The 21,209-nt window shown below is 67.1% G+C and carries 20 protein-coding genes; 11 read left to right on the top strand and 9 right to left on the bottom strand.

Annotated features, from left to right (window positions below):
- Positions 1 to 149 precede the first annotated feature (149 nt).
- The gene (locus C7C56_RS09855) at positions 150 to 1,655 is read left to right on the top strand and encodes a M48 family metallopeptidase (RefSeq protein ID WP_106757254.1); all 1,506 of its coding nucleotides are present in this window, start codon (positions 150 to 152) and stop codon (positions 1,653 to 1,655) included.
- Positions 1,656 to 2,239: 584 nt separating this feature from the next.
- Here the strand turns inward: C7C56_RS09855 and C7C56_RS30890 are convergent.
- The 6 genes from C7C56_RS30890 to C7C56_RS28715 all read right to left on the bottom strand — a co-directional run bounded on the left by C7C56_RS30890 (position 2,240) and on the right by C7C56_RS28715 (position 7,656).
- The gene (locus tag C7C56_RS30890) at positions 2,240 to 2,563 is read right to left on the bottom strand and encodes an immunity protein CdiI family protein (RefSeq protein ID WP_502506470.1); all 324 of its coding nucleotides are present in this window, start codon (positions 2,561 to 2,563) and stop codon (positions 2,240 to 2,242) included.
- 373 nt (positions 2,564 to 2,936) lie between these two features.
- A complete protein-coding gene (locus tag C7C56_RS09860) occupies positions 2,937 to 4,094 on the bottom strand; it encodes an FAD-dependent monooxygenase (RefSeq protein ID WP_106757255.1) in 1,158 nt (385 codons plus the stop codon).
- Positions 4,091 to 5,422 (bottom strand): aminopeptidase P N-terminal domain-containing protein, encoded by a 1,332-nt coding sequence (locus tag C7C56_RS09865; RefSeq protein ID WP_106757256.1) that lies wholly within the window; start codon positions 5,420 to 5,422, stop codon positions 4,091 to 4,093. The genes C7C56_RS09860 and C7C56_RS09865 overlap by 4 nt, the downstream gene beginning before the upstream one ends.
- Complete coding sequence (gene murU, locus C7C56_RS09870; protein WP_106757257.1) at positions 5,419 to 6,141, bottom strand: N-acetylmuramate alpha-1-phosphate uridylyltransferase MurU; 723 nt, start codon at positions 6,139 to 6,141, stop codon at positions 5,419 to 5,421. Before murU ends, C7C56_RS09865 begins: the two co-directional genes overlap by 4 nt.
- Before the next feature lie 19 nt (positions 6,142 to 6,160).
- Positions 6,161 to 7,207: an aminoglycoside phosphotransferase family protein gene (locus C7C56_RS09875; RefSeq protein ID WP_106757258.1), complete on the bottom strand. Its 1,047-nt coding sequence runs from the start codon at positions 7,205 to 7,207 to the stop codon at positions 6,161 to 6,163.
- Positions 7,208 to 7,497: 290 nt separating this feature from the next.
- Positions 7,498 to 7,656: a hypothetical protein gene (locus C7C56_RS28715; RefSeq protein WP_181373106.1), complete on the bottom strand. Its 159-nt coding sequence runs from the start codon at positions 7,654 to 7,656 to the stop codon at positions 7,498 to 7,500.
- Positions 7,657 to 7,819: 163 nt separating this feature from the next.
- Between C7C56_RS28715 and C7C56_RS09880 the strand changes: the two genes are divergently transcribed.
- The 10 genes from C7C56_RS09880 to C7C56_RS30300 all read left to right on the top strand — a co-directional run bounded on the left by C7C56_RS09880 (position 7,820) and on the right by C7C56_RS30300 (position 17,949).
- Complete coding sequence (locus C7C56_RS09880) at positions 7,820 to 9,178, top strand: esterase/lipase family protein (protein WP_229458532.1); 1,359 nt, start codon at positions 7,820 to 7,822, stop codon at positions 9,176 to 9,178.
- Between the two features lie 94 nt (positions 9,179 to 9,272).
- Positions 9,273 to 9,797: a lipase secretion chaperone gene (locus tag C7C56_RS09885; RefSeq protein WP_109246568.1), complete on the top strand. Its 525-nt coding sequence runs from the start codon at positions 9,273 to 9,275 to the stop codon at positions 9,795 to 9,797.
- Between the two features lie 176 nt (positions 9,798 to 9,973).
- Positions 9,974 to 12,286 carry an LPS-assembly protein LptD gene (locus tag C7C56_RS09890; protein WP_106757261.1) on the top strand — a complete coding sequence of 771 codons (2,313 nt, stop codon included), beginning with the start codon at positions 9,974 to 9,976 and terminating at the stop codon, positions 12,284 to 12,286.
- Between the two features lie 80 nt (positions 12,287 to 12,366).
- Complete coding sequence (locus tag C7C56_RS09895; RefSeq protein ID WP_229458535.1) at positions 12,367 to 13,713, top strand: peptidylprolyl isomerase; 1,347 nt, start codon at positions 12,367 to 12,369, stop codon at positions 13,711 to 13,713.
- Between the two features lie 24 nt (positions 13,714 to 13,737).
- Complete coding sequence (gene pdxA, locus C7C56_RS09900; protein ID WP_106757263.1) at positions 13,738 to 14,799, top strand: 4-hydroxythreonine-4-phosphate dehydrogenase PdxA; 1,062 nt, start codon at positions 13,738 to 13,740, stop codon at positions 14,797 to 14,799.
- A gap of 21 nt (positions 14,800 to 14,820) precedes the next feature.
- Positions 14,821 to 15,600, top strand: coding sequence for a 16S rRNA (adenine(1518)-N(6)/adenine(1519)-N(6))-dimethyltransferase RsmA (gene rsmA / locus C7C56_RS09905; RefSeq protein ID WP_106757264.1), 780 nt, complete (start codon positions 14,821 to 14,823; stop codon positions 15,598 to 15,600).
- 526 nt (positions 15,601 to 16,126) lie between these two features.
- A complete protein-coding gene (locus tag C7C56_RS09910; protein ID WP_106757265.1) occupies positions 16,127 to 16,333 on the top strand; it encodes a hypothetical protein in 207 nt (68 codons plus the stop codon).
- A 574-nt stretch (positions 16,334 to 16,907) separates the two neighbouring features.
- Positions 16,908 to 17,120, top strand: coding sequence for a hypothetical protein (locus tag C7C56_RS09915; protein WP_106757266.1), 213 nt, complete (start codon positions 16,908 to 16,910; stop codon positions 17,118 to 17,120).
- Between the two features lie 424 nt (positions 17,121 to 17,544).
- Positions 17,545 to 17,799 (top strand): hypothetical protein, encoded by a 255-nt coding sequence (locus C7C56_RS09920; RefSeq protein WP_106757267.1) that lies wholly within the window; start codon positions 17,545 to 17,547, stop codon positions 17,797 to 17,799.
- Between the two features lie 18 nt (positions 17,800 to 17,817).
- Entirely contained in the window at positions 17,818 to 17,949 is a 132-nt protein-coding gene (locus C7C56_RS30300) for a hypothetical protein (RefSeq protein WP_267874681.1), read from the top strand.
- A 347-nt stretch (positions 17,950 to 18,296) separates the two neighbouring features.
- On the opposite strand, the gene C7C56_RS09925 is transcribed toward C7C56_RS30300, so the two are convergent.
- The 3 genes from C7C56_RS09925 to C7C56_RS09935 form a co-directional block, all read right to left on the bottom strand.
- Positions 18,297 to 18,968 carry a hypothetical protein gene (locus C7C56_RS09925; RefSeq protein WP_106757268.1) on the bottom strand — a complete coding sequence of 224 codons (672 nt, stop codon included), beginning with the start codon at positions 18,966 to 18,968 and terminating at the stop codon, positions 18,297 to 18,299.
- Between the two features lie 43 nt (positions 18,969 to 19,011).
- Positions 19,012 to 19,617: a hypothetical protein gene (locus C7C56_RS09930; protein WP_146204386.1), complete on the bottom strand. Its 606-nt coding sequence runs from the start codon at positions 19,615 to 19,617 to the stop codon at positions 19,012 to 19,014.
- Between the two features lie 122 nt (positions 19,618 to 19,739).
- Positions 19,740 to 21,134, bottom strand: coding sequence for a metallophosphoesterase (locus C7C56_RS09935; RefSeq protein WP_181373107.1), 1,395 nt, complete (start codon positions 21,132 to 21,134; stop codon positions 19,740 to 19,742).
- Positions 21,135 to 21,209: the final 75 nt, after the last annotated feature.

Raw genomic sequence — 21,209 nt, forward strand, 5'->3', positions numbered from 1 at the left:
TCGCTTTTGAATTGAGAACTGCTGGGCGGCGGCCGGGTATCGGTTGACCGCGCCCGCCGCGCCAGCGATACTGGAATGCTCGGCCGGCCCGATCCGGCGCAGCGCGCGCCGAAGTGGCTCATTTGCAAACACAAGCACAAGGTGACGGCGTGGACCAGCAAACCTACACATCCCTCGTCCATTCGCTCGAGGTCGACGCGACCATCCACCCGGGGCGCTTCCGCGGCAAGGTGATCCTGCTCGGCAGCATGGCCTACCTCGTGCTGTTCGGCCTGCTGGCGGCGCTCGCGCTGCTGTTCTGGTTCGCGTTCGAGGCGGCGCGGGCGGCCGACCGCGCGGGCAGCCTGATCCGTCTCGGCCTGTTCGCCCTGTTCATGGCGCCCGTGTTCGTGGTGGTGCTGCGGATGTTCTTCATGCGCCTGCCGGTGCCAGAGGGGCGCGTGCTCCTGCGCGCCGACGCGCCCAAGCTGTTCGGCCTGATCGACAAGATGCGCAAGCAGCTCAAGGGTCCGCCGATCCACCACGTGCTGCTCGACGACGAGTTCAACGCCGCCATTTTCCAGCGCCCGCGCCTCGGCCTGTTCGGCGGGCACACCAACTACCTGATTTTGGGCCTGCCCTACATGCTGAGCATGTCGCCGCAGGAGATGGCCGCGACCGTGGCGCACGAGTACGGACATGTGTGCGGCAACCACGGCAAGGTCAGCGCCTGGATCTACCGCCAGCGCCAGACCTTTACCGCGTTGTACCAGCAGATCGGCGACGGCGCCGGCGACAACCTCGTGTACGGCCTGCTCGCCGGCCTGCTGGGCAAGTTCATGCCCTACTACAGCGCGCACACCTTCGTGCTGTCGCGCCAGAACGAATACGACGCCGACCTCACCGCCACCGAGCTGGTCGGCGCCAAGCCCAACGCGGCCGGGCTGATCCGTGGCGAGCTGCTGGGGCGCTGGATCGACGAGGAGTTCTGGCCGACGCTGCTGCGCCAGGCCGACACGCGCGACAAGCCGGCCTTTTTGCCGTTCAGCGCGATGGGCACCGCGTTCAAGGCCGGCTACGGCCAGTGGGCCACGTCCGAGACGCTGGCGCGCGCCTGGGGCGAAAAATCGGACCTGTACGACACCCATCCGGCGCTGCGCGAGCGGGTCGAGGCGACCGGTGAGCGCTGCAAGCTGCCGGCCTGCATCGATGTCAGCGCGGCCGAGGCGCTGCTGGGCGGGCGCACCAGGATGCTGGTCGACGAATTCGACCAGCGCTGGTGGCAGCGCGAGAAAAAGGAGTGGCGCGCGCGCTTCCAGTACGCCTCGCGCGCGCAGGCGCGCCTGCTGGAACTGCGGCGCGCGCCGCTGGACGCGCTCAAACTGCAGGAGCTGCAGGAGCTGGCGGTGTTGAGCGCCGAGTTCGAGCAGCCCGACAAGGTGGTGCTGGCCCACTTGCTGGCCCAGCCGGGCGGCCCGTTCCCGCGCGCCGAGTACGAGTATGGCTGCCTGCTGCTGGCCGGGCGCGACGACAAGGGGCTCGGCCATCTGGCCAACGCGGGCGCGGCCGACGCCCGCCTGCGCGACAAGGCCGCGCGGGTGGGGTTTTCGTACCTGGCCAAGTACGGGGATGAGCGGCAGGCGCAGCAGTGGTGTGACCGCGTGGTCGCGGGTTAGTCGTGAAGATGCCAAGAATTCAGCGTAGGGCAATGCCAGGTATTGAACTTCATCGATGGAGGGACGTAGCATAGGGTAACACCTGAGCTACGAGCAAAGCGGCGTCGGCTTGGATAAATTGTTAGGACACATTTCGAACTGCCTCTTGAAACGAAGCCAGAAACGATATGGGTTTCCGTCGTCAAGCCAAGCGTTTTCGCAGCGCGTTCAAGGTCACGCCAAAAGGCGAACGGCGGGCCGCCCGTGATTTAAATGATGAACAGAGCCGTTTCCGGCCCGTCCGACGCGAGTGTCGTTATGCAACTCGTTGCTTAAGCACCCTTGGTTCAAGTGGCGCCTGTGCGCACTGTAGCCAAAAAGCAACCACATCGGCGAGTTCAGCGGTGCCTGCTTGCGGGACCATCGATACCCCAAGCGAACTTCCCCAACCGCCTATGCCGCATCCGCTCAGTCAAGGTCGTGGGTCAATTTCCATGAGCGGAAGTGGGTCAATTCCCGTGAGCGCGAAAGAAAAAGGTAACCGGCGCGGCAAAGCACAGCTTTGACGTGTCCAGCGAACGAAGTGAGCGAGGTTGACCGCATGGTTATGCCTTAACTTCGTTTTGAATTTGATATGACATTCCCAGTTCGGAAGCGAGCCGGATGTGAAACGCCACGCTTTCAACTTGGAACTGACATCGCGCCGCCGCGGACCAAGGCGACTCACCTGTTGGGTCATTCCAATCGATACTTCCATCGAATCTCGAAATGAGCTCGTGGCCGAGGTCAACAGTGTCGCGTGACAATGGTAAGTTTTCCAATGGAACAGGATATCCGAATCGAACTCGCGCTTCCTCGTCCGCTGACCAAAGACAAACACCAGAACCGGGATCAAACATGTACCGAAGTCTCATCGCGCCTTTTTGCATAACGTTAAGTAGGCCCCCGAAGGGCCACAGTTTTTTCGACAAAATGCACAAAATTATGATCTGAAAATCAACGTACTGCCCGACTTTAGCATCGCGGAAACCGGAAACCGGAAACCGGAAACCGGCGGAAACCGGGGACAGCCCCCTGTTTCGCGCTGTTTCGCGGAAACGTACGTGTTACGCGCCGCGCTTTCACGACTCCAACGTTTCCAAGGAACAGGGGTCTGTCCCCTGTTGTCGTGCAGTTCCAGGCCTGAAGGTTTGAACTCCGCGTATAGGCAAGCTCAGCATGGGTCCCCGCTTTCGCGGGGAGTCATTTCTGCCAATGGCAGGAATGACGATGGGTATTTTGTTGATGAAGATCGGCGCGCCCCTAGCGGCGCCCGAACATCATCAGCTCGGCCAGCACCGTGCGCGCCGGGCCGACCGCGTCGAGCATCCCCAGCGACAATCCGAGCAGCGACTGCGCCGGCCCCGAGCCGGCGAACGCGCGCGCCATGGCGTCGGTCAGGCCCATGGTCAGCTTGCGGTCAGCCTGGCGCGCGTCGCCGAAGCCGGCCAGCCGCTCGGGCGTGGCCTGGTCGAGCTGGCGCGCCAGCACTGCGGCGTCGCGCAGGCCCAGATTGAGGCCCTGGCCGGCGACCGGATGCAGGGTCTGCGCGGCGTTGCCGATGGCCACCGTGCGGCGTGTCGCGCGCGCCGCCGCGTTGAGTCCGAGCTTGTAGGCGCCGCGCGCTCCCACCCGCGTGAAGCGCCCCAGCCGGCTGCCGAAGGCGAGCCCGAGTTCGGTCAAAAACGCGGCGTCGTCCAGCGCGAGCAGCGCCTCGGCGCGCTCGGGGGCGGCGCACCACACGAGCGCGTACTGCAGGCCGTCGGCGCCGTCCTGCGGCAGCAGCGCGAGCGGGCCCTCGTCGGTGAAGCGCTCGTAGGCGCGGTACGGAATCGGCGCGCTCGCGGCCACCCGCGCGATGACCGCCGTTTGCAGGTAGTCGCGCTGCACGCCCTGGTGCTCCTGGGCGCCGAACACGCCGCCTTCGGCCTGCACCACGATCGCCGCCGATAGCTCGCGCCCGTCGTCGAGCCGCAGATGCACGCCGTCGGCGTGTTCGACATGGCCGGCCACGCGCGCCGGGCGCATGATGGCCACCCCCAGTTGCGCGCAGGCGCCGGCCAGAGCGCCGACCAGTTCGCCGTAGCGCGTCACGTAGCCAAGCGCCGGCACTTGCTGCTCGGCGCGGTCGATCATGCTGCGCCCGAGCCGGCCGCGGCGCGACACGTGGATCTGGTGGATCGCGGTGGCCGGCAGCGGCCAGGCGCCGACCTGCGCGAGCAGCTGGGCGCTGCCGTACGAGAGCGCGAGCGAGCGCGGGTCGGCCGCCGCCTGTTCCAGCGTGCGCGCGTCGATCAGGCCGATGCGCGCCGGATCCATGCCGCGCTTGGCCAGCAGCGCGGCGAGCATCATGCCGACCGGGCCGGCGCCGCAGATGGCGACCTCGAAGTCGCTCGCGGCGCCGCTCACCGCGCCGTTCATCGCGCACCCCGCATCAGTTGCTCGATCCCGGCCACGGTTTTGGCGGCGCCGTCGCTGAGCACGCGGTGCCCGCCCGGGGTGACGAGCACGTCGTCCTCGATCCGGATGCCGGTGTGCCAGAATTGTTCGGGGATGCCCGGCCCCGGGCGCACGTAGATGCCCGGTTCGACCGTGAGCACCATGCCCGGCGCAAGCGCGCGCGAGGGCTTGCCGGGCGCGGCGCCGTCGCGGTAGGCGCCGGTGTCGTGCACGTCAAGCCCGAGCCAGTGGCCGGTGCCGTGCATGTAGAACTGCTGGTGCGCGCGCTCGGCGATGGCGTTTTCGGCAGTGCCGAAATGCGCCTTGTCGAGCAGCCCGAGGTCGAGCATGCCCTGCGCCAGCACGCCGGTGGCGGCGTCGTGGATGTCGCTGTAGGGCCGGCCCGGCGCCACCGCCGCCAGCGCCGCGGCCTGCGCCGCCAGCACCAGTTCGTAGAGTTGGCGCTGCGGCGCGCTGAAGCGCCCGCTCACGGGATAGGTGCGCGTGATGTCGGCCGCGTAGCTGTCGAATTCGCAGCCGGCGTCGATCAACACCAGATCGCCGTCGCGCAGTTGCGCGTTGTTGGCGTTGTAGTGCAGCACGCAGGCGTTCGCGCCGGCGGCGACGATCGGCGTGTAGGCGGGGAACTGGGCGCCGTTGCTGCGGAATTCGTGCAGCAGTTCGGCCTCGAGCTGGTACTCGAACATGCCGGCGCGGGTGGCGCGCATGGCGCGCTCGTGCGCCTGCGCCGAAATGGCGGCCGCGCGCAGCATCAGCGCCTGCTCGCCGTCGTCCTTGAAAAGGCGCATCTCGTCGAGCAGCGGCAGCAGGTCGTGCGCCTCGGCGGGCGCTCGCGCGCCGCTGCGCCCGAGCGCTCGCACGCCGCTAAGCCATGCGCGCATCTGGGTGTCGAGCGCGGCGCTGTGGCCGAGCGCGTAGTAGGCCGCCGGCGCGTCTGTCAGCAGGCGCACCATTTCGGCGTCGAGCTCCTCGATCGGGTGCGCGGCGTCGAAGCCGAACGCGGCGCGCGCGCCGTCGGGGCCGTGGCGGAAGCCGTCCCAGATTTCGCGCTCGAGGTTTTTGGGGCGGCAGAACAGCACCGCCTGCGCCGGCCCGGCGGGGCCGGCCGCGACCAGCGCGAGCACGCTGTCTGGCTCGGTGAAGCCGGTCAGGTAGTAAAAATAGCTGTCGTGGCGGTAGGGGTAGTCGGTGTCGCTGTTGCGCGCCGCCGTAGGCGCGGTCGGCACGATCGCCACGCCGCCGGGCTGCATCTGGGCGCACAGGCGGGCGCGGCGCGCGGCGAAGTTCATGCCTTGGCCCTGGCCGCGAGCGGCGCGTTGAGCTCATTCAACTGATCGATGGTGCCGACGTTGACCCAGTCGCCCTCGTAGATCTCGCCGCCCACGTGGCCGGCGTCGGCGTGCTGGCGGATCAGGGGCCCGAGCTTGGCGTGGCTGCCCGGCTCGATGCCGGCGAACATCTCGGTCCGGTAGACCCCGATGTTGGCGAAGGTCCATTTGGGGTCACCCTCGTTGGACACCGAGTACAGCGACGACAGGCCGAAGTCGCCGTCGGGGTTGTGATCTGGATTTTTGACGAGGTAGATCCAGCACATGTCGCGCTGGTCGGCGGCGTACGGGTTGCCCCACATGTCCTTGTCGTGCAGCACGTCCTTGACCTGCTCGAAGTCGAAGTAGGGGCAGTAGATGTCGCCCGAGATCGCCAGGAACGGTTCGTCGCCGAGCAGGTGCAGGGCCTTGGCGATGCCGCCGGCGGTCTCGAGCGCGGTGTCCTCGTGCGAGTAGGCGATGCGCGCGCCGAGCGCGCTGCCATCGCCGAGCGCCTGTTCGATCTGCGCGCCCAGGTGGGCGTGGTTGATGACGATCTCGGTGATGCCGGCGCGCACCAGGTTGAGCACGTGCCAGGTGATCAGGGGCCGCCCGCGCACCTTGAGCAGGGGCTTGGGGCAGTCGTCGGTCAGCGGACGCATCCGCTCGCCGCGGCCGGCGGCAAAAATCATGGCTTTCATGCTTGTTCCAGTATCAGAATCAGAAGGTGTAGCCGACCTGCGGCGCCTTGTCCTCGAACGCGTCGAGCAGGCGCACCAGCGGTTTGAGCACAGTGTAGCGGTTTGCCGTCTTGCGCACATAGTCGGCCACGGTCGGCAGATCGCCCATGTAGATGCTCTTGCCGTCGCGGTAGTTCAGGCGGCAGAAGATGCCCAGGATCTTGAGGTGGCGCTGCAGCGCCATGAACTCGAAGTCGCGATAGAAGGCGTCGATGTCGGGGTTGACCGGCAACCCGACCGATTTCGCCTTTTGCCAGTAGCGCACCACCCAGTCGAGCACCATCTCCTCGTCCCACTGGATGTAGGCGTCGCGCAGGAGCGAGCCGAGGTCGTAGGTGACGGGGCCGAACACGGCGTCCTGGAAGTCGAGCACGCCCGGGTTGCCCTGGTCGAGGAACATCAGGTTGCGCGAATGGAAGTCGCGGTGCATGAACACCTGCTGCTGCGCCAGGTTGTTGGCGATGATCGCCTCGAACACCTGATCGAGCTGGCCCTGCTGGGCCGGCGTCATCGTCACGCCGAGGTGCTTGCCGACGAACCATTCGGGGAACAGGTTGAGCTCGCGCTCGATGAAGGCGCGGTCGTAGTCGGGCAGCACCCCGGGCGTGCTGTGCAGCTGGAATTTGATCAGCGTGTCGAGCGCGTCCGAATACATGAAGGGCGCGTTGTCGACCGTCAGGCGCGACAGGTAGGTGGTGTTGCCCAGGTCCGACAGCAGCAGGTAGCCGTTCGGGACGTCCTCTGCCACCACCGCCGGCACGCTCACGCCGGCTTCGCGCAGCAGGCCGGCCACGTGCAGGAAGGCGGGCACGTTCTCGCGCTCGGGTGGCGCGTCCATCGCCACCAGCGTCGCTCCGAGCTTGCCCTGCAGCGCCGGCAGCACGTCGAGCCGGTAGTAGCGGCGGAAGCTGGCGTCGGACGAGGCCGGGCGGCAGCTGGCGGTGTCGACCAGGCCGAGCGTGCCCAGCCATGCGGTGAGGGCGGCCAGGCGCGTGTCGGGGGCGCTAACGGGGAGGGAGGTGGACATGGGGGGCCTGTGGATGCGGTTGATGTTGGGCGGGGCCGTGGCGGGCGCCGCCGCTGGTGCTGTCGGGGCTGGCCATGCAATCGGGCATGGCAAATCGCTTGCAATAATACGCGATTTCGCTTGGGGCAGGAACCCGGAGCACGCTTGGCGGCGCCGCACCGGTCGCCGTGCCGGCCGTGCAAACCGGGCCGAAGTCAAGCGAATTTTTCGAGGCGTGCCTCTACTCCACGCCATCCCGCCCCGTGATTAAATCGAGCGCTCGCTCTAAATATTAAATAACAAATATTGTCTCAAATGCCCTGTGGAAAGCCACGGCCCAGACGGCCATGCGCGAAGCCATTGCGGCGCCTCCGCATCCGCGGATTCGCTTGCCAGCACCAGCACAGCATCAGCACCAGCACCAGCACCAGCATCAGCACCAGCAGCCCAACACTTGCCTTGTCGAACACCGGAATGCCGCCCTGTGCGCCTGCGTGCGCCTTTGCGCGTCCCGGCCGGCCGGTGTTGCGCCGCTATACCCCGGATCGCGCGGACTGAGCCGCGCCATCCAGGGTGAATTGTTTCGCTGTATCGGAGCACCTTCATAAAAACCACATAAACGGAGATTGCAACATGCGTACAAAAGCGTCAGCAGTAAAGCAGATGGGAAAATTCTTCAGGGCGGCGGCGTTCGCCGTGGCGGCCGCGGCGGCGCTGCCGGCCAGCGCGGCCAACAACGATCCGATCGTGCTGGTGCACGGCTTCCTCGGGTTCGGGCCGAACGAGTTGAGCGGGACGGGCTTCCGCTATTGGGGCGGCTTCAACGATGTCGCCGCGCACATGCGCGGCTATAACGGGGTCACGCGCAAGGTCATGGCCGCCTCGGTCGGGCCGGTCAGCTCGAACTGGGACCGCGCGGTCGAGCTGTACTACCAGATCAAGGGCGGCTGCGCCGACTACGGCGCCAAGCACACGGCCAAATTTTCCGCCTACGGCGCGCGGCGCCAGCCGGCCGGCAAATGCTGGGCCGCCAGTGCGTCCAACAATCCGAACAACTATCCGCTGGCCCTGTATCCGGCCTGGGACGCGGCGCACCCGCTGCACCTGGTCGCGCACAGCCAGGGCGGGCAGACCATCCGCGTGCTGATCCAACTGCTCGAGAACGGCTCGCCCAACGGCGACGAGGGCGGCGGCGCCCTGTTCACCGGCGGCAAGACCGGCTGGATCAAGAGCGCCACCACGATCTCGACCCCGCACAACGGCACCACCCTGCGCGATGTCATCGTCGACTACGTGCCCAAGATCTCCGAACTCGCCGGCCAGGTGGTCGAGGTGGCCGGGCTGGGCGGCAGCGCGAACCCGGGTTACAACTTCAAGCTCGAGCAATACGGGCTGGCGCAGGTGGCGGCCGAGAATTTCCGCGACTTCCTCGCGCGCGTCAAGGGCGCGCCGTTCTGGTCCCTGAACCACCGCAACTCGGCCCAGTGGGACCTCGGGCCGGACGGCGCGCGCGAGCTCAACAACTGGGTCAAGACCTCGCCCAACGTGTACTACCACGCGATCGCCAACGTCGCCACCGAGCAGGGCAGCTCCTGCTGCAACGACACCGACCGCATCATCGCGCCATTCCAGAGCGGCGCCTACCAGTACGCGCGCAACGACATGATGTTCTTCCTGAAGAACACCGCCGGCGAATGGGTGGTGCCGTCGATCCTGATGCGCGGCATCGGCTCGTACACGCAAAGCGCGGCGGGCCGGGTCGCGGTCGACAGCAGTTGGTTCCCGAACGACGGCGTGGTCAACACCGTGAGCATGAAGTGGCCGGCCGGCCAGCCGGCGCGCAACTACAACGGCGTGCCGGTGCGGGGCAGTTGGCAATACCTCGGCTACTACGCCCGCTACGACCACTTCGACGTGCTCGGCTGGCTGCAGCCGGGCAGCGCGGTGTATCCGATCTACGATAACCTGAGCAAACTGGTGTACGGTTTGTAAAGGCGTTTCGCGCGGGCGCGCGCCCGGGAGGCAAACGGGGCCGCGCGCCTGCATTCTTGCAGGCGCACTGGAGGAGCAAACCATGGGAAAGACAATGAAACTTGCATCGGGATATGCGATCGCCTTCCTGCTGCTGGTCGCGGCGGCGCTGACGGCGCTCGGGGGGGGAGCGGACCCGGCCGGGGCGTCGCCGCCACGCGCGCAGGCCGAACCGCCGGCTGCGGGCGCCAGGGCCGCCGGCGCCGCCACCACCACCACCACCACGGCCGCTGCTGCTGCCGCGGCGGCGCCGTTGGCGCCCAAGCCGGCGGCGGCCGCGTCGCTGTTCAGCGTCGAGTCCGGCGTCGGCGCCCTGCGCGCGGGCGGCGCCGGCGAGGACGCCGTCTACCGCCTGCGCGCGGCGGCGCTGCCGGCGCGCACGATCGCGATGCTCACCGAACGCGAGCAGGCCGAAAGCGCATGGGCGCAACGCCTGTTGGCGTACCGCGCCGCGCGCGCCGCGATCGCCGCGTCCGACACGGCGCAACTCCGGCGCCTGCGCGAGGCCTCCTTCAGCGCCGCAGAGCAGTCCCTGCTTGACGCGGCCGAACCGGCGGCGCCGCAACTGCTGTCGCACTAGGAGCCTGCCGGGGGGGGGCAGGAATATGCCTTTAAATTCAGAAAGTTAGGGCGCCGCTGTTTGGGCGGGAATCGGCTTGCGGGACGGCATCGCCGACCCGCCGGGCACGGATTCCCCTATAATGAGGGATTAAAATCAGAAAAATCGCCTGTCATGGTGCTTGGTCCCGTCGTTTCATGAGCTGGTTTCCGGCAGCTCCCCCCTCGCAGCGCTGGGTTTTTGCCCTGACCGCCATCGCCGCCGCCGTCGCGGGGACGCTGCACGCGCCTGCCGCGCGCGCCCAGGCGCTGGCCCAGCCGGGCCAGCCGTCCGTCCAGCCGTCCGTCCGGCCGCTGCAGTCGTCCACCCAGCCGTCCGCCCAAGCCGGCGACCCGCGCGCCAGGGTCGACGACCCGGACGCCCCGATCACCGCGCGCGCCGAAGAAATCACCGGCCGGCCCGACCGCGAGATCGTGCTCGAGCGCGACGTCGAGGTCATCCGCGGCGAAACCCGCCTCTCCGCCGACACCGCCTGCTACAAGCTGGTCGAGCAGGAGGTCAGCGCCAAGGGCGACGTCAACATGTGGCGCTTCGGCGACCGCTACCAGGGCGACGCGCTGCAGCTGAACCTCGATTCGGGCAAGGGCTGGGTGTTGCATCCCGAATACAAGATGAAGCTCAACAACGCCCAGGGCCGGGCCAGCCGGATCGACTTCGTCAACCAGGACGTGGCGGTCGTCACCGACGGCACCTACAGCACCTGCGAGGGGCCCAACCCCGACTGGTACCTCAAATCGGGCACCCTGCGGCTCGACGCCGGGCGCGACGTCGGCGTGGCCGGCAAGAGCGTGGTCTATTTCAAGGGCGTGCCGATCCTGGGCGCGCCGGCGCTGTCGTTCTCGCTGTCGGGCGCGCGCCGCTCCGGCTGGCTGCCGCCGAACGTGAGCTTCCGCTCCAAGGGCGCCGGCGAGATCTCGGTGCCGTACTATTTCAACATCGCGCCCAACCGCGACCTGACGCTGTACCCGCGCCTGATCCTCGACCGCGGCCTGCAGATGGGCGCCACCGCGCGCTACATCGGCCAGACCGGCGCCGGCAGCTACGCCGGCCAGACCCACGCCGAGGTGCTGTTCAACGACCGCGAGGCCAACGCCGACCGCTGGCTGATCAACTCGACCCACGCCCAGGCGCTCGCGCCGGGCTGGTCGTACGGCTGGAACATCCGCGGCGCCTCCGACGACGACTACCCGAGCGATTTTTCGAAGTCGGTCGCCGCCAGCGCCGAGCGCCAGCTGCTGCGCGAGCTGCGCAGCGACTACCAGAACCAGTACCTGAGCCTGACGGCGCGGGTCCAGAACTACCAGGTGCTGCAGGACCCGGCCGCCGCGACCGACCCGAGCCTGACGGTGCCGCGCCCGTACGACCTGCTGCCGCAGGTGCGCCTGCACGCGCGCAGGTACGACGTCAAGGGCTTCGACTGGGCGCTCGACGCCGAGGCCACCCGCTTCTGGCACCCCGACCTGGTGCGCGGCGACCGCTTGGTGGTGGCGCCGCAGATCAGCTATCCGTTCGTGCGCCCGGGCTACTTCGTCACGCCCAAGCTGTCGCTGCACGCCAGTTCGTACCAGCTCGGCGAGGGCGCGCCGGACGATGCGCGTTCGCTCACGCGCGTGCTGCCGACTTTCTCGATCGACAGCGGCCTGGTGTACGAGCGCGAGACCAAGCTGTTCGGGCGCGCCGTGACCCAGACGCTCGAGCCGCGCCTGTTCTATGTGCGCACCCCGTACAAGGACCAGAGCGACTTCCCCAATTTCGACACCGCCCAGGCCGGCTTCAATTTCGCCCAGCTGTTCACCGAGAACCGCTACATCGGCTCGGACCGGATCTCGGACGCCAACCAGCTGACCGCGGCGCTGGTGTCGCGCTTCATGGAGCCGGGCGGCGCCGAGCGCCTGCGCCTGGCGCTGGGCCAGCGCTTCTATTTCCGCCAGCAGCGCGTGCTGCTCGACCCGACCACGCCGCTGTCGGAGAGCCGCTCCGACCTGCTGCTGGCCGCGGCCGGGCGCATCGCCGAGGACTGGAGCTTCGACAGCGCAGTACAATACAACGCGAGCGCGCGCAGCACGTTCAGCTCGAACTACTCGGTGCAGTGGCAGCCGGGCCCGAAAAAGGTCATCAACGCCGAGTACCGCTACCTGCGCGACAGCTTCCAGAACGCGCTGCTGTCGTCGCAGTGGCCGTTGTCGGCGCGCTGGTACGGCGTGGCGCGGGTGAGCTACTCGCTGCGCGATAATAAGATCCTCGAGAGCCTGGTCGGGCTCGAGTACAAGGCCGACTGCTGGGTATTCCGCACGGGCGCGCAGCGCTTCGTGACGACCATCCGCAACACCTCGACCGACGTGTTTTTCCAGCTCGAGCTCAACGGCCTGTCCAAGCTCGGCTTCGGCAGTCCGCTCGAAGCGTTTTACAAGAGCATCCCGGGCTACCAACGGCTCAACCAGGGCCGTTGAAAGGCGCGGACACCAGCAGCACAGGCGATTTTTTCATTCACCCGAACATGAGTGCTTCCCAGATTATGCGTAAAGTCAGTATGCACCAACTCAAACTCGCAGCGGTCCTGCTGTGCGCCATTTCGGCCGGCAACGCCGCCGCCCAGACCAAGCCAGGCACCGGCGGCTTCCTGCCGCCGGCCTCGTCGTCGGCCAACGTGATCGATTCGATCTACGTCGTCGTCAACGACGAGGTCATCACCCGCAACGAGGTCGGCGCCCGCGTGCGCGACATCACCGCGCGCATGAAGGCGCAAAACGCGCCGCTGCCCGAGGCGGCCGACCTCGAGCGCCAGGTGGTCGAGCGCATGATCGTCGAGCGCGCCCAGATGCAACTGGCCAAGGAGATGGGCGTGCGCGTCGACGACGCCATGCTCGACCGCGCCATCGGCCGCATCGCCGAACAGCAGAACATGACCGTGCAGGCCATGCGCGACACGATGGAGAAGGAGGGCACCAAGTACGCCGTCTTCCGCGAGGAGATCCGCGGCGAGATCATGATGCAGCGCCTGCGCGAGCACGAGGTCGACTCCAAGATCCAGGTCTCCGACGCCGAGATCGACACCTTCATGGCCGCCGAAAAGGCCGCCTCGGCCGACAAGGTCCAGGTCGAGATCGCCCAGATCCTGGTGCGCATCCCCGAAAACTCCTCGCCCGAGCAGATCGCCGCGCGCAGGGCGCGCGCCGACGAGGTGGTGCGCCAGATCGGCGCCGGCGCCGATTACGCCAAAATGGCCGGCACCTATTCGGACGCCAGCGACGCCCTCCAGGGCGGCATGATCGGCTGGCGCTCCCCGGAGCTGCTGCCGCCGATCTTCGCCACCGAGCTGCTCAAGCTGGCCCCGGGCCAGATCACGCCGGTGATCAAGACCTCGGCCGGCTTCTACATCCTCAAACTGACCAACAAGCGCAGCGCCGCCAGCGCCGGGCCCGAAAAGGCGACCGTGCAGCAAAGCCGCGTGCGCCACATCATGGTCAGGGTCACGCCGGCCATGTCGGCTGCGGACGCCAAGAAAAAGCTGGGCGAACTCAAGGCCCAGATCGACGCCAAGAGCGCCAAGTTCGAAGACCTCGCGCGCCTGCACTCGAACGATTCCTCGGCCACCAAGGGCGGCGACCTCGGTTGGCTCAGCCCGGGCGACGCGGTGCCCGAGTTCGAGGCGGCCGTGGCCGCGCTCAAGCCGGGCGAGGTCAGCGGCGTGGTCGAATCCCCGCTTGGCTTCCACCTGATCGAGGTACTCGAGCGCAAGACCGACGACGTCACCGGCGCGCGCGCGCGCGACGTCGCGCGCAACGCCCTGCGCGAGCGCAAGCTGCAGGAGGCGACCGAGGACTGGGCGCGCCAGGTGCGCGACCGCGCCTACGTCGAGTTCCGCGAGGAAAGGTAGGCGTGCGCCGGCGCCCCTGTGCCCATGACTGACGCGCCGCGCGCCGCCGCGCGCCCGGCGCTGGCCGTGACCACGGGCGAACCGGCCGGCATCGGCCCCGAGATCGCGCTGCGCGCGGCCTGGGCCCTGCGGGCCGAGGCCAACTGCGTGCTGATCGGCGACGCCGCCTTCCTGGCGCTGACCGCCAGCCTGGCCGACCCCGCCATCCGGCTGGCCGCGCTGTCGGTCCAGGCGCTGCGCAACGGCGGCCTGCCGCGCTTCGGCCCCGACCGCATCGCCGTGGTCGACGTGCCGTTGGCCGCCCACGTGGTGCCGGGCCGGCTCGACCCCGAGAACGGGCGCGCCGTGCTCGCCACGCTCGACCTCGCGCTCGAGGGCGTGGCGGCCGGCTGGTTCGACGCCATCGTCACCGCGCCGCTGCAAAAGAGCACCATCAACGACGCCGGGGTCGCGTTCTCGGGCCACACCGAATACCTCGCCGAAAAAACCGGCACCGCCCAGGTCGTGATGATGCTCGCCGGCGAGCCGGGAGCCGGCCAGCCGCCGCTGCGGGTGGCGCTGGCGAGCACCCACCTGCCGCTCAAGGACGTCGCCGCCGCGATCACGGGCGAGCGCCTCGCGGCCATCCTCGACATCATCGCGCACGACCTGCGCACCAAGTTCGGGCTGGCCGCGCCGCGCATCCTGGTGGCCGGCCTGAACCCGCACGCGGGCGAGAACGGCTACCTGGGGCGCGAGGAGATCGACACCATCGCGCCGGCCATCGCGGCGGCGCGCGCGCGCGGCATCGACGCGCGCGGGCCGTACCCGGCCGACACCCTGTTCCAGCCAAAATACCTGGCCGGGGCCGACTGCGTGCTGGCGATGTACCACGACCAGGGGCTGCCGGTGCTCAAGTACGCCACCTTCGGGCGCGGCGTCAACATCACGCTCGGCCTGCCCCTGATCCGCACCTCGGTCGACCACGGCACCGCGCTCGACCTGGCAGCCAAAGGGCTAGGCCTGGCCGACTGCGCCAGCATGGAGGAGGCGCTGCGCAGCGCCGCGCGCATGGTCGCCGCCCGGGCCTCAACCATCAAGCATTGACTTTAGATTGACAACAAGAACATGAAACACGTCGCCCGCAAACGCTTCGGCCAGAACTTCCTGACCGATAAAATGGTCCTCAGCGACATCATCGAGGCGATCGCGCCGCGGCCGGGGCAGACGATGGTCGAGGTCGGCCCCGGGCTGGCGGCCATGACGGCGCTGCTGCTCAAGCACCTGCCGCACATGCATGTCGTCGAGCTCGACCGCGACCTCGTGGTGCGCCTCGAAAAGACCTTCCCGCGCGAGCAGCTCAGCGTGCACTCGGGCGACGCGCTCAAATTCGATTTCGCGGCCATCCCGGTCCCGGAAGGGCAAAAATTGCGCATTGTCGGCAACCTGCCGTACAACATTTCGACGCCGCTGCTGTTCCATTTCGCCGAATTCGCCCATCTGGTCGAGGACCAGCATTTCATGCTGCAGAAGGAAGTCGTCGAGCGCATGGTCGCGCCGCCCGGCAGCAAGGTCTACGGGCGCCTGTCGGTGATGCTGCAGTGGCGCTACCGGATGGACCTGATGTTCATCGTGCCCCCAACCGCGTTCGACCCGCCGCCGCGCGTGGAGTCGGCCATCGTGCGCATGGTGCCGATCGCGGCGCCGCTGCGCTGCGACGGCCCCACGCTCGAGGCGGTCGTGCTCAAGGCGTTCTCGCAGCGCCGCAAGGTGATCCGCAACTGCCTGGCCGGCATGTTCACCGAGGCGCAGCTGGTCGAGGCCGGCATCGACCCGACCATGCGCCCAGAAACGGTCGGGCTGGCCCAGTACGTGGCGCTGGCCAACCTGCTCAAGCCGGCCGCTTGAACGGGCCGCCTGAGCGGGCCGCCTGAACGGGCCGCGCCGCGCGCGCCGGCCCGCGTCCTGCCTCCCAAAACCGCCGTCCTGTCGCCCGATCCGCGCCGTTCGTCGCACACCGGTGGCGCCGCCGCGGGGCCGGCGTTAAAGTCACATCATCGCACCAGGCGAGCGCCCTGGCCGGCCGGCACCGCGCCGGCTGGGGGCGCTCCCGTGTGCTCTTTTGTGCGCGCTCTTGCGTGCGATTTTCTCTCCTTCGTTTCGCCTTCGTTCCGCCTTCGTTTTGCCTTCTTTTTGACACCCTTGCCGGCGTCGTTCCCGCCCGGCCCCAGGCAACCCTTCCATTCGGGTTTTCCACCCCATCGCAACGGCGCCCTTACGTACGGGGCCGGTGCCGCTGGTGTCTGAAAAATCGTCGTCTGTCCCGCGTTTTGCGCATTCCGTCGCAGCGCGCTGGCATGTGCCGGGTGCGATCGCTAAAGTACAACCATCGACAAGCCAACCCGGCAAGCGAAACCAAATAAAGGAAACCATCATGAACGCCCTCAAACACATGGAAGCAATCTTCTTGGCAGCAGTGGTCCTGGCAATGGGCGCGGTCGCAAGCGACGCCGGCGCAGCGACGGCCGCAGCACGCAGCGCCAACAACAGCCAGGTGTCGGTCGCCGGCGAAAGCAAGATGGCGGTCGTGACGATCACCGCAAAGCGTCTTTCCGTCGCCGCCAAGGCGCAGGCCCGATAATGCCAACGGAGCACCCCATGAAAGCACGCGAACGCGCGTGCCCGCGGCGACCCAGGGTCCGCCGCGGGCAAGCCAGCCAAGGCGCGCCCCAGTATCGTTTTCAGTCGAACCTGTCTTAGTCAAGCCGCTGCACCACCTGCCGTTTCCCGTCCCCGCCTTTTAGCTTCCATCCTTGTTCTGCCCCGCGCATTGATTGCGCAGTCGCCTCGCCGCGCCCTTGATGCGCGCGGGTTGAATTTGAGGCGCGGCTTATTCCATATGGACCACTTTCGTTCGATCTGAAAAAAGATCGTGGTCTGCGTCGCTTGTTCCACTCCCGTCCGTCGGTCATCCATCCGCGTACCATTGCGCGTGCTCATCGATCTCACAGCTCGCCAGGTACATGGTGCGCGTGTCGGCAGTCTGAACGGTGACTTATTCCATATGGCCTTCTTCCGTTCGCTCTCGAAAAATCGTGGTCTGTCCCGCGTTTTTCGCAGTCTGTCGCAGCGCGCTGGCCCGGTGCCGCACCAAGGACTAAAGTACAACCATCGACAAGCCATCCTGGCAAGCGAAACTAAATAAAGGAACCATCATGAACGCCCTCAAACACATGGAAGCAATCTTCTTGGCAGCAGTTGTGGTGATCGGCATGAGCGCCATCGCCAGCGACGTCATCGCATCGGCACCAGCGGCCAAAAATGCCAACGGCGCCAACAGCAGCATGGTGTCAGTCGCCGGCGACGGCAAGATGGCGGTCGTGACGATCAGCGCCAAACGCCCGGTGGCCGTTGCCAAAGCCGGTTGATCGCCGCGGGAGCATCACATGAACGTTCGCAAACGCGCTTGCCGAAGGCGACCACAGGTCCGCCGACGGCAAGCCAGCTAGGGCGCGCAACAACACCTTCGCCCGAACCGCACCAAATCCAGTCTCAATCGATCCGCGCCGTACCCTCCGCTGTTTCCGATCCCCTTCCGCAGCAAACCTCCACCTTCGCATCGCGCGCGCTTCTTTTCCGCGCCGCCGCCCACGCATATCTCCGCTCCGCTTTGTTCTTCTTCGAGCAAAGCCATATTCCATATGGCTCGCTTCCGTTCATGCTTGAATATGCGTGGTCTGTCCCGCGATTCGCGCATTCTGTCGCAGTGCGCTGGAACCTGGTGGTGTGGAGGGCTAAAGTAGCACCATCGACAAGCCACCCCGGCCAGCGAAACCAAATAAAGGAAACATCATGAACGCCCTCAAACACATGGAAGCGATCTTCTTGGCAGCGGTTGTCGTGATCGGCCTGAGCGCCATCGCCAGCGACGCCGTCGCAGCCGCCCCGGCCGCCAAGGGCGCCGTCAGCGCCTTCAACGCCGCCAGCGCCGCGAGCAATCCCAGCAACGCGAGCAGCAACATGGTTTCGGTCGCCGGCGAAGCCAAAATCGCTGTCGTCAGAATCACCGCCAAGCGTCCCGCCGCAATCAAGATCGCAAGCCGCTGATCCCGCCAGGAGCCCGGCATGAACATCCTCAAAAACATGGAAGCGATCTTTCTGGCGGCAGTGGTCCTGGCAGGCGTCAGCGGCCTCGCAAATGCCGCCGGCAAGCCGGCGCACGCTGTCGCCACCGCGGTCGCCCCATCAGCCCGATAGCGCCCCGCGCGCTGATCGCCGCTTCCGGAAATCCGTCCAAGGCACTACCTCCCGTTTCGCCGGCCCCGCGCCATTTTCCACCGAACTCCCCACACTGATCGCCCCGGCCTTTTGCCGCTTGTCAAAAGGCTGCCGATTGCGATAGCCGCGCCCACAGTTATGGGGCGTGCCTTCCGGGCGAAAAAAAAGCCCGCTGTTTAGCGGGCTTAAATCCAATTCTTTTCTGAGGAGAGCTGGAGGAGACGGATGCATTATGCTGCTGTGCGGAATATAACTCCAATTTATCTTTGGAATGCCTGATATTCCTGATGCTTATATCTCCCCCGACTCCCTTCGCCGACAGCCTCCTAGATGCAGGTGATGTCGATGTTCGACACGGCGGCGTCGCCCATGGTGCCGCTGGGCATTACCCCGCTGTCGATGGAGCAGATCTGGCCCGTCGGCTGCTTGAAGATGCTCACGCCATAGGTCGTGTTGTACCTGACATTGGCAAAGGCGTAGACCACGTCCGGCGTGGCGGTCGCCGGCGGCGTTGGCGCGACAGGGGTGACCGGGTTCTGGCCACTGCTGCCGTTGATCAGCACCAGGCCTTCCTTGGTCAGCCCCTTGACCTTGCCGCCGACCGCGAAGGTATTGATGACGCACTGCACGATGACGTTGATCTCGGCGAGCCGGCCAGCGGTGTCGGTGCCGTTGATCAGCTCGCATGTCTGGTGCTGGGGGAAGTACTTCTCGGCGACAGTCTGTCCGACCTGCAACGGCTTTTCCGCGATTTTGACATCGTAGGTCGTGCCGTAATCTATGCTTTTTGGAAATGCGAAAGTGACGTCGCTGATGCTGCCGATGTTGCCGGCGGCGGGTACCGGTTCGATGGTCTGGTCGCCGTTGACCAGTTTGAGGCCCGGGTAGGCCAGGCCGGTGACGGTGCCGCGCACTTCAAAACTCGCTTTGCCGCCGCATGCGGCCAGCAAGGCCACCAACGCCACGGCGATGCTGGTGCGTACGAAAGATAAGGTCATCAAAATTCTCCTGGATGTATTGGGTGAGCGTGACGCGGCGGCATCAGATGCAGTTGATCCGCACGACGGTCGGCAGGTCCACCGCGCCCATCGTGCCAATGTTTTCGGAAATGGTGCAGGTCTGGTTCGCCGGCTGGGTGAGGATGGTCACGCCGTAGGGTTCGCCGTCCGGCACCAGCATCGGCATGACGAACGTGGGCACGATCGCCGGCGCGGTGGCGCCCTCGGTGCCGGCGATGTTGAGCTTGTCGGCGCCGTTGACGATAACCATCTGGCTGTTCACCTTGAGGCCGCGGATCTGCCCGCCCAGCACCCGTTTTTCGGTGACGCACGAGATCAGGATATTGGTGATCGAGTACGAACCGGTCGTGCCCGTGTTGTTGATCGGTGTGCAAAACGCCCCGGTCGGCTGGGTCTTGACGGTGACGTTGTAGCCGGTGTCGCCGGCCACGCGTTCCGGGAAAATGAAGCTGGTCGCGCCGACCAGCACGACGAAATCCTGGCCGCCGTTGTTTTGAAGGACCAGGCCGGTTTTGGTCAGGCCGCTGACGCTGCCGCTGATCGAGAGGTTGCCGTCGCCGCCGCCGCAGGCGCCCAGGCTGAGCGCGCACGCCAAGGCGACGCAGGAACGCAGATACAGTTTTTTCATGATTTCTCCAAATTCGGGAAGGTGGGCAGGGCTGGCGCCGGCGCCGGGATTGCTGGGTTTGGCCGCCATTCTAGTGCATTTGCAGGGGGTGCGGCCCAAACTCCTGTATCTCCTTGTAACAATTATTCGATCTTTGCCTGTTCGCAAAGTGATTTTTTGCCCTTCAGCGAGCACGTATTGCGCAGCTTGCCGTCGCGGTCCCAGACCCGCACGTCCCAGCTGTCGGCGCCGTCGCGCTCCATGGTCATGTAGCCGAAGCCGTTGACCCAGGAGCTGACGTTTTCGGTGCGCGCGCCGGGCGCTGGCGAGGCGTCCGGCGGCAGCGGCGACGGCAACGGCGCGCCGCCCTGGGCGCTGCCCGAAATGCCCGAAACGAACTGGCTCGGGTGCCCGCTCGAAAAACTGATCTGTTCCCACTGGTGGATATGGCCGGACAGGATGGCGCTCATCTTTGGGGGCAGCAGGCCCGGCGAGACGGCGCCGAAGGCGTCGATCAAACCCTGGTCGCCGCCGCTCAGCCTGGGCGCGGCGGCGGTTCCGAAGTTGGCCAGGCTCAGGATCGGATGGTGGTTGACGCCGATGTTGTGGGCCGCCCCGTGCGTCAGGGCCTCGACCTGGCGGTAGGTGGCGCCGTATTTCCGCATCCGGACGTCGCGCCGGTCGAAGCCGCGCCAGTGCGTGTTGGCGGTGTCGAACACGATCAACTGGGCGTCGCCGCCGAGCGGCACCGCGTAGGCGTCGCTGTAGTCGCCGAGCGCGTCGTCGGCCGGGGCGTTGCAGTCGCGTCGGGGCAGCAGCGGGCGCGGATCGAGGAAGCGCCAATAGCCCTGGCCGGCGCGTTTGCAGCTCTCGTGGTTGCCGCGCGCCATCACCCACGGCGCGGCCCCGAGCAGCGCCCGGGCCGGGCCGAAGAAATCGTCGCGCCAGGTGTCCCAGCCATACCCCCACGGGCTGCCGGCGCAGCCGGCGTTGCCGGCCGGGCAGGCCTGTTCGCGGTAATGGTAGTCGCCCACGTGCACCACCAGCTCGGGCTCCCACGCGGCGGCGGCGGCCGCGATGGCGGCGAACGGGAACGCGGCCGGGTCGTTGCATGCCTGGAATTGGTTGTCGCGCCTGACCATGCGGCAGCCGGTGTCGCCGATGACGACGATGCGGCGCAAGCGCGACGCGGGCACGGGCAGCGCGCGCCCCAGCACCGCCGCGCTGCGGGTGCCGGCCGGCAGCGCCGCCTCGCAGGTGAGCACGGGAAACGCGGCCGGCTTGGCGTCGCGCGGCTCGGCAACCGGGCGCTGCGCGGCGATGGTCGCGGCGCGCGCGCGCGTCGCCATGGCGCGGGGCAGGCCGTCGATGCTGATCTGCGGGCAGGACGCCAGCGCGCCTATCACGCGGGCCGTGGCCGCGCCCTGCTCGCCGAGCACGACGAAGGATGAGAAATCCGGCGCGCCGGGCGTGTGGGTCGCGGCGCAGCCCGCCAGCAGGGCGCCGGCCAGCAGGGGCGGCAGGGTAATTTTTGTCATGGGAATGCCTGTTACGCGAATCAGGCAATTTAACATGGCGGACGCAGGCGCCGCGCGGCGGCGATTTGATTTTCG

Source organism: Massilia glaciei, assembly GCF_003011895.2.
Lineage (GTDB): Bacteria > Pseudomonadota > Gammaproteobacteria > Burkholderiales > Burkholderiaceae_D > Telluria_A > Telluria_A glaciei.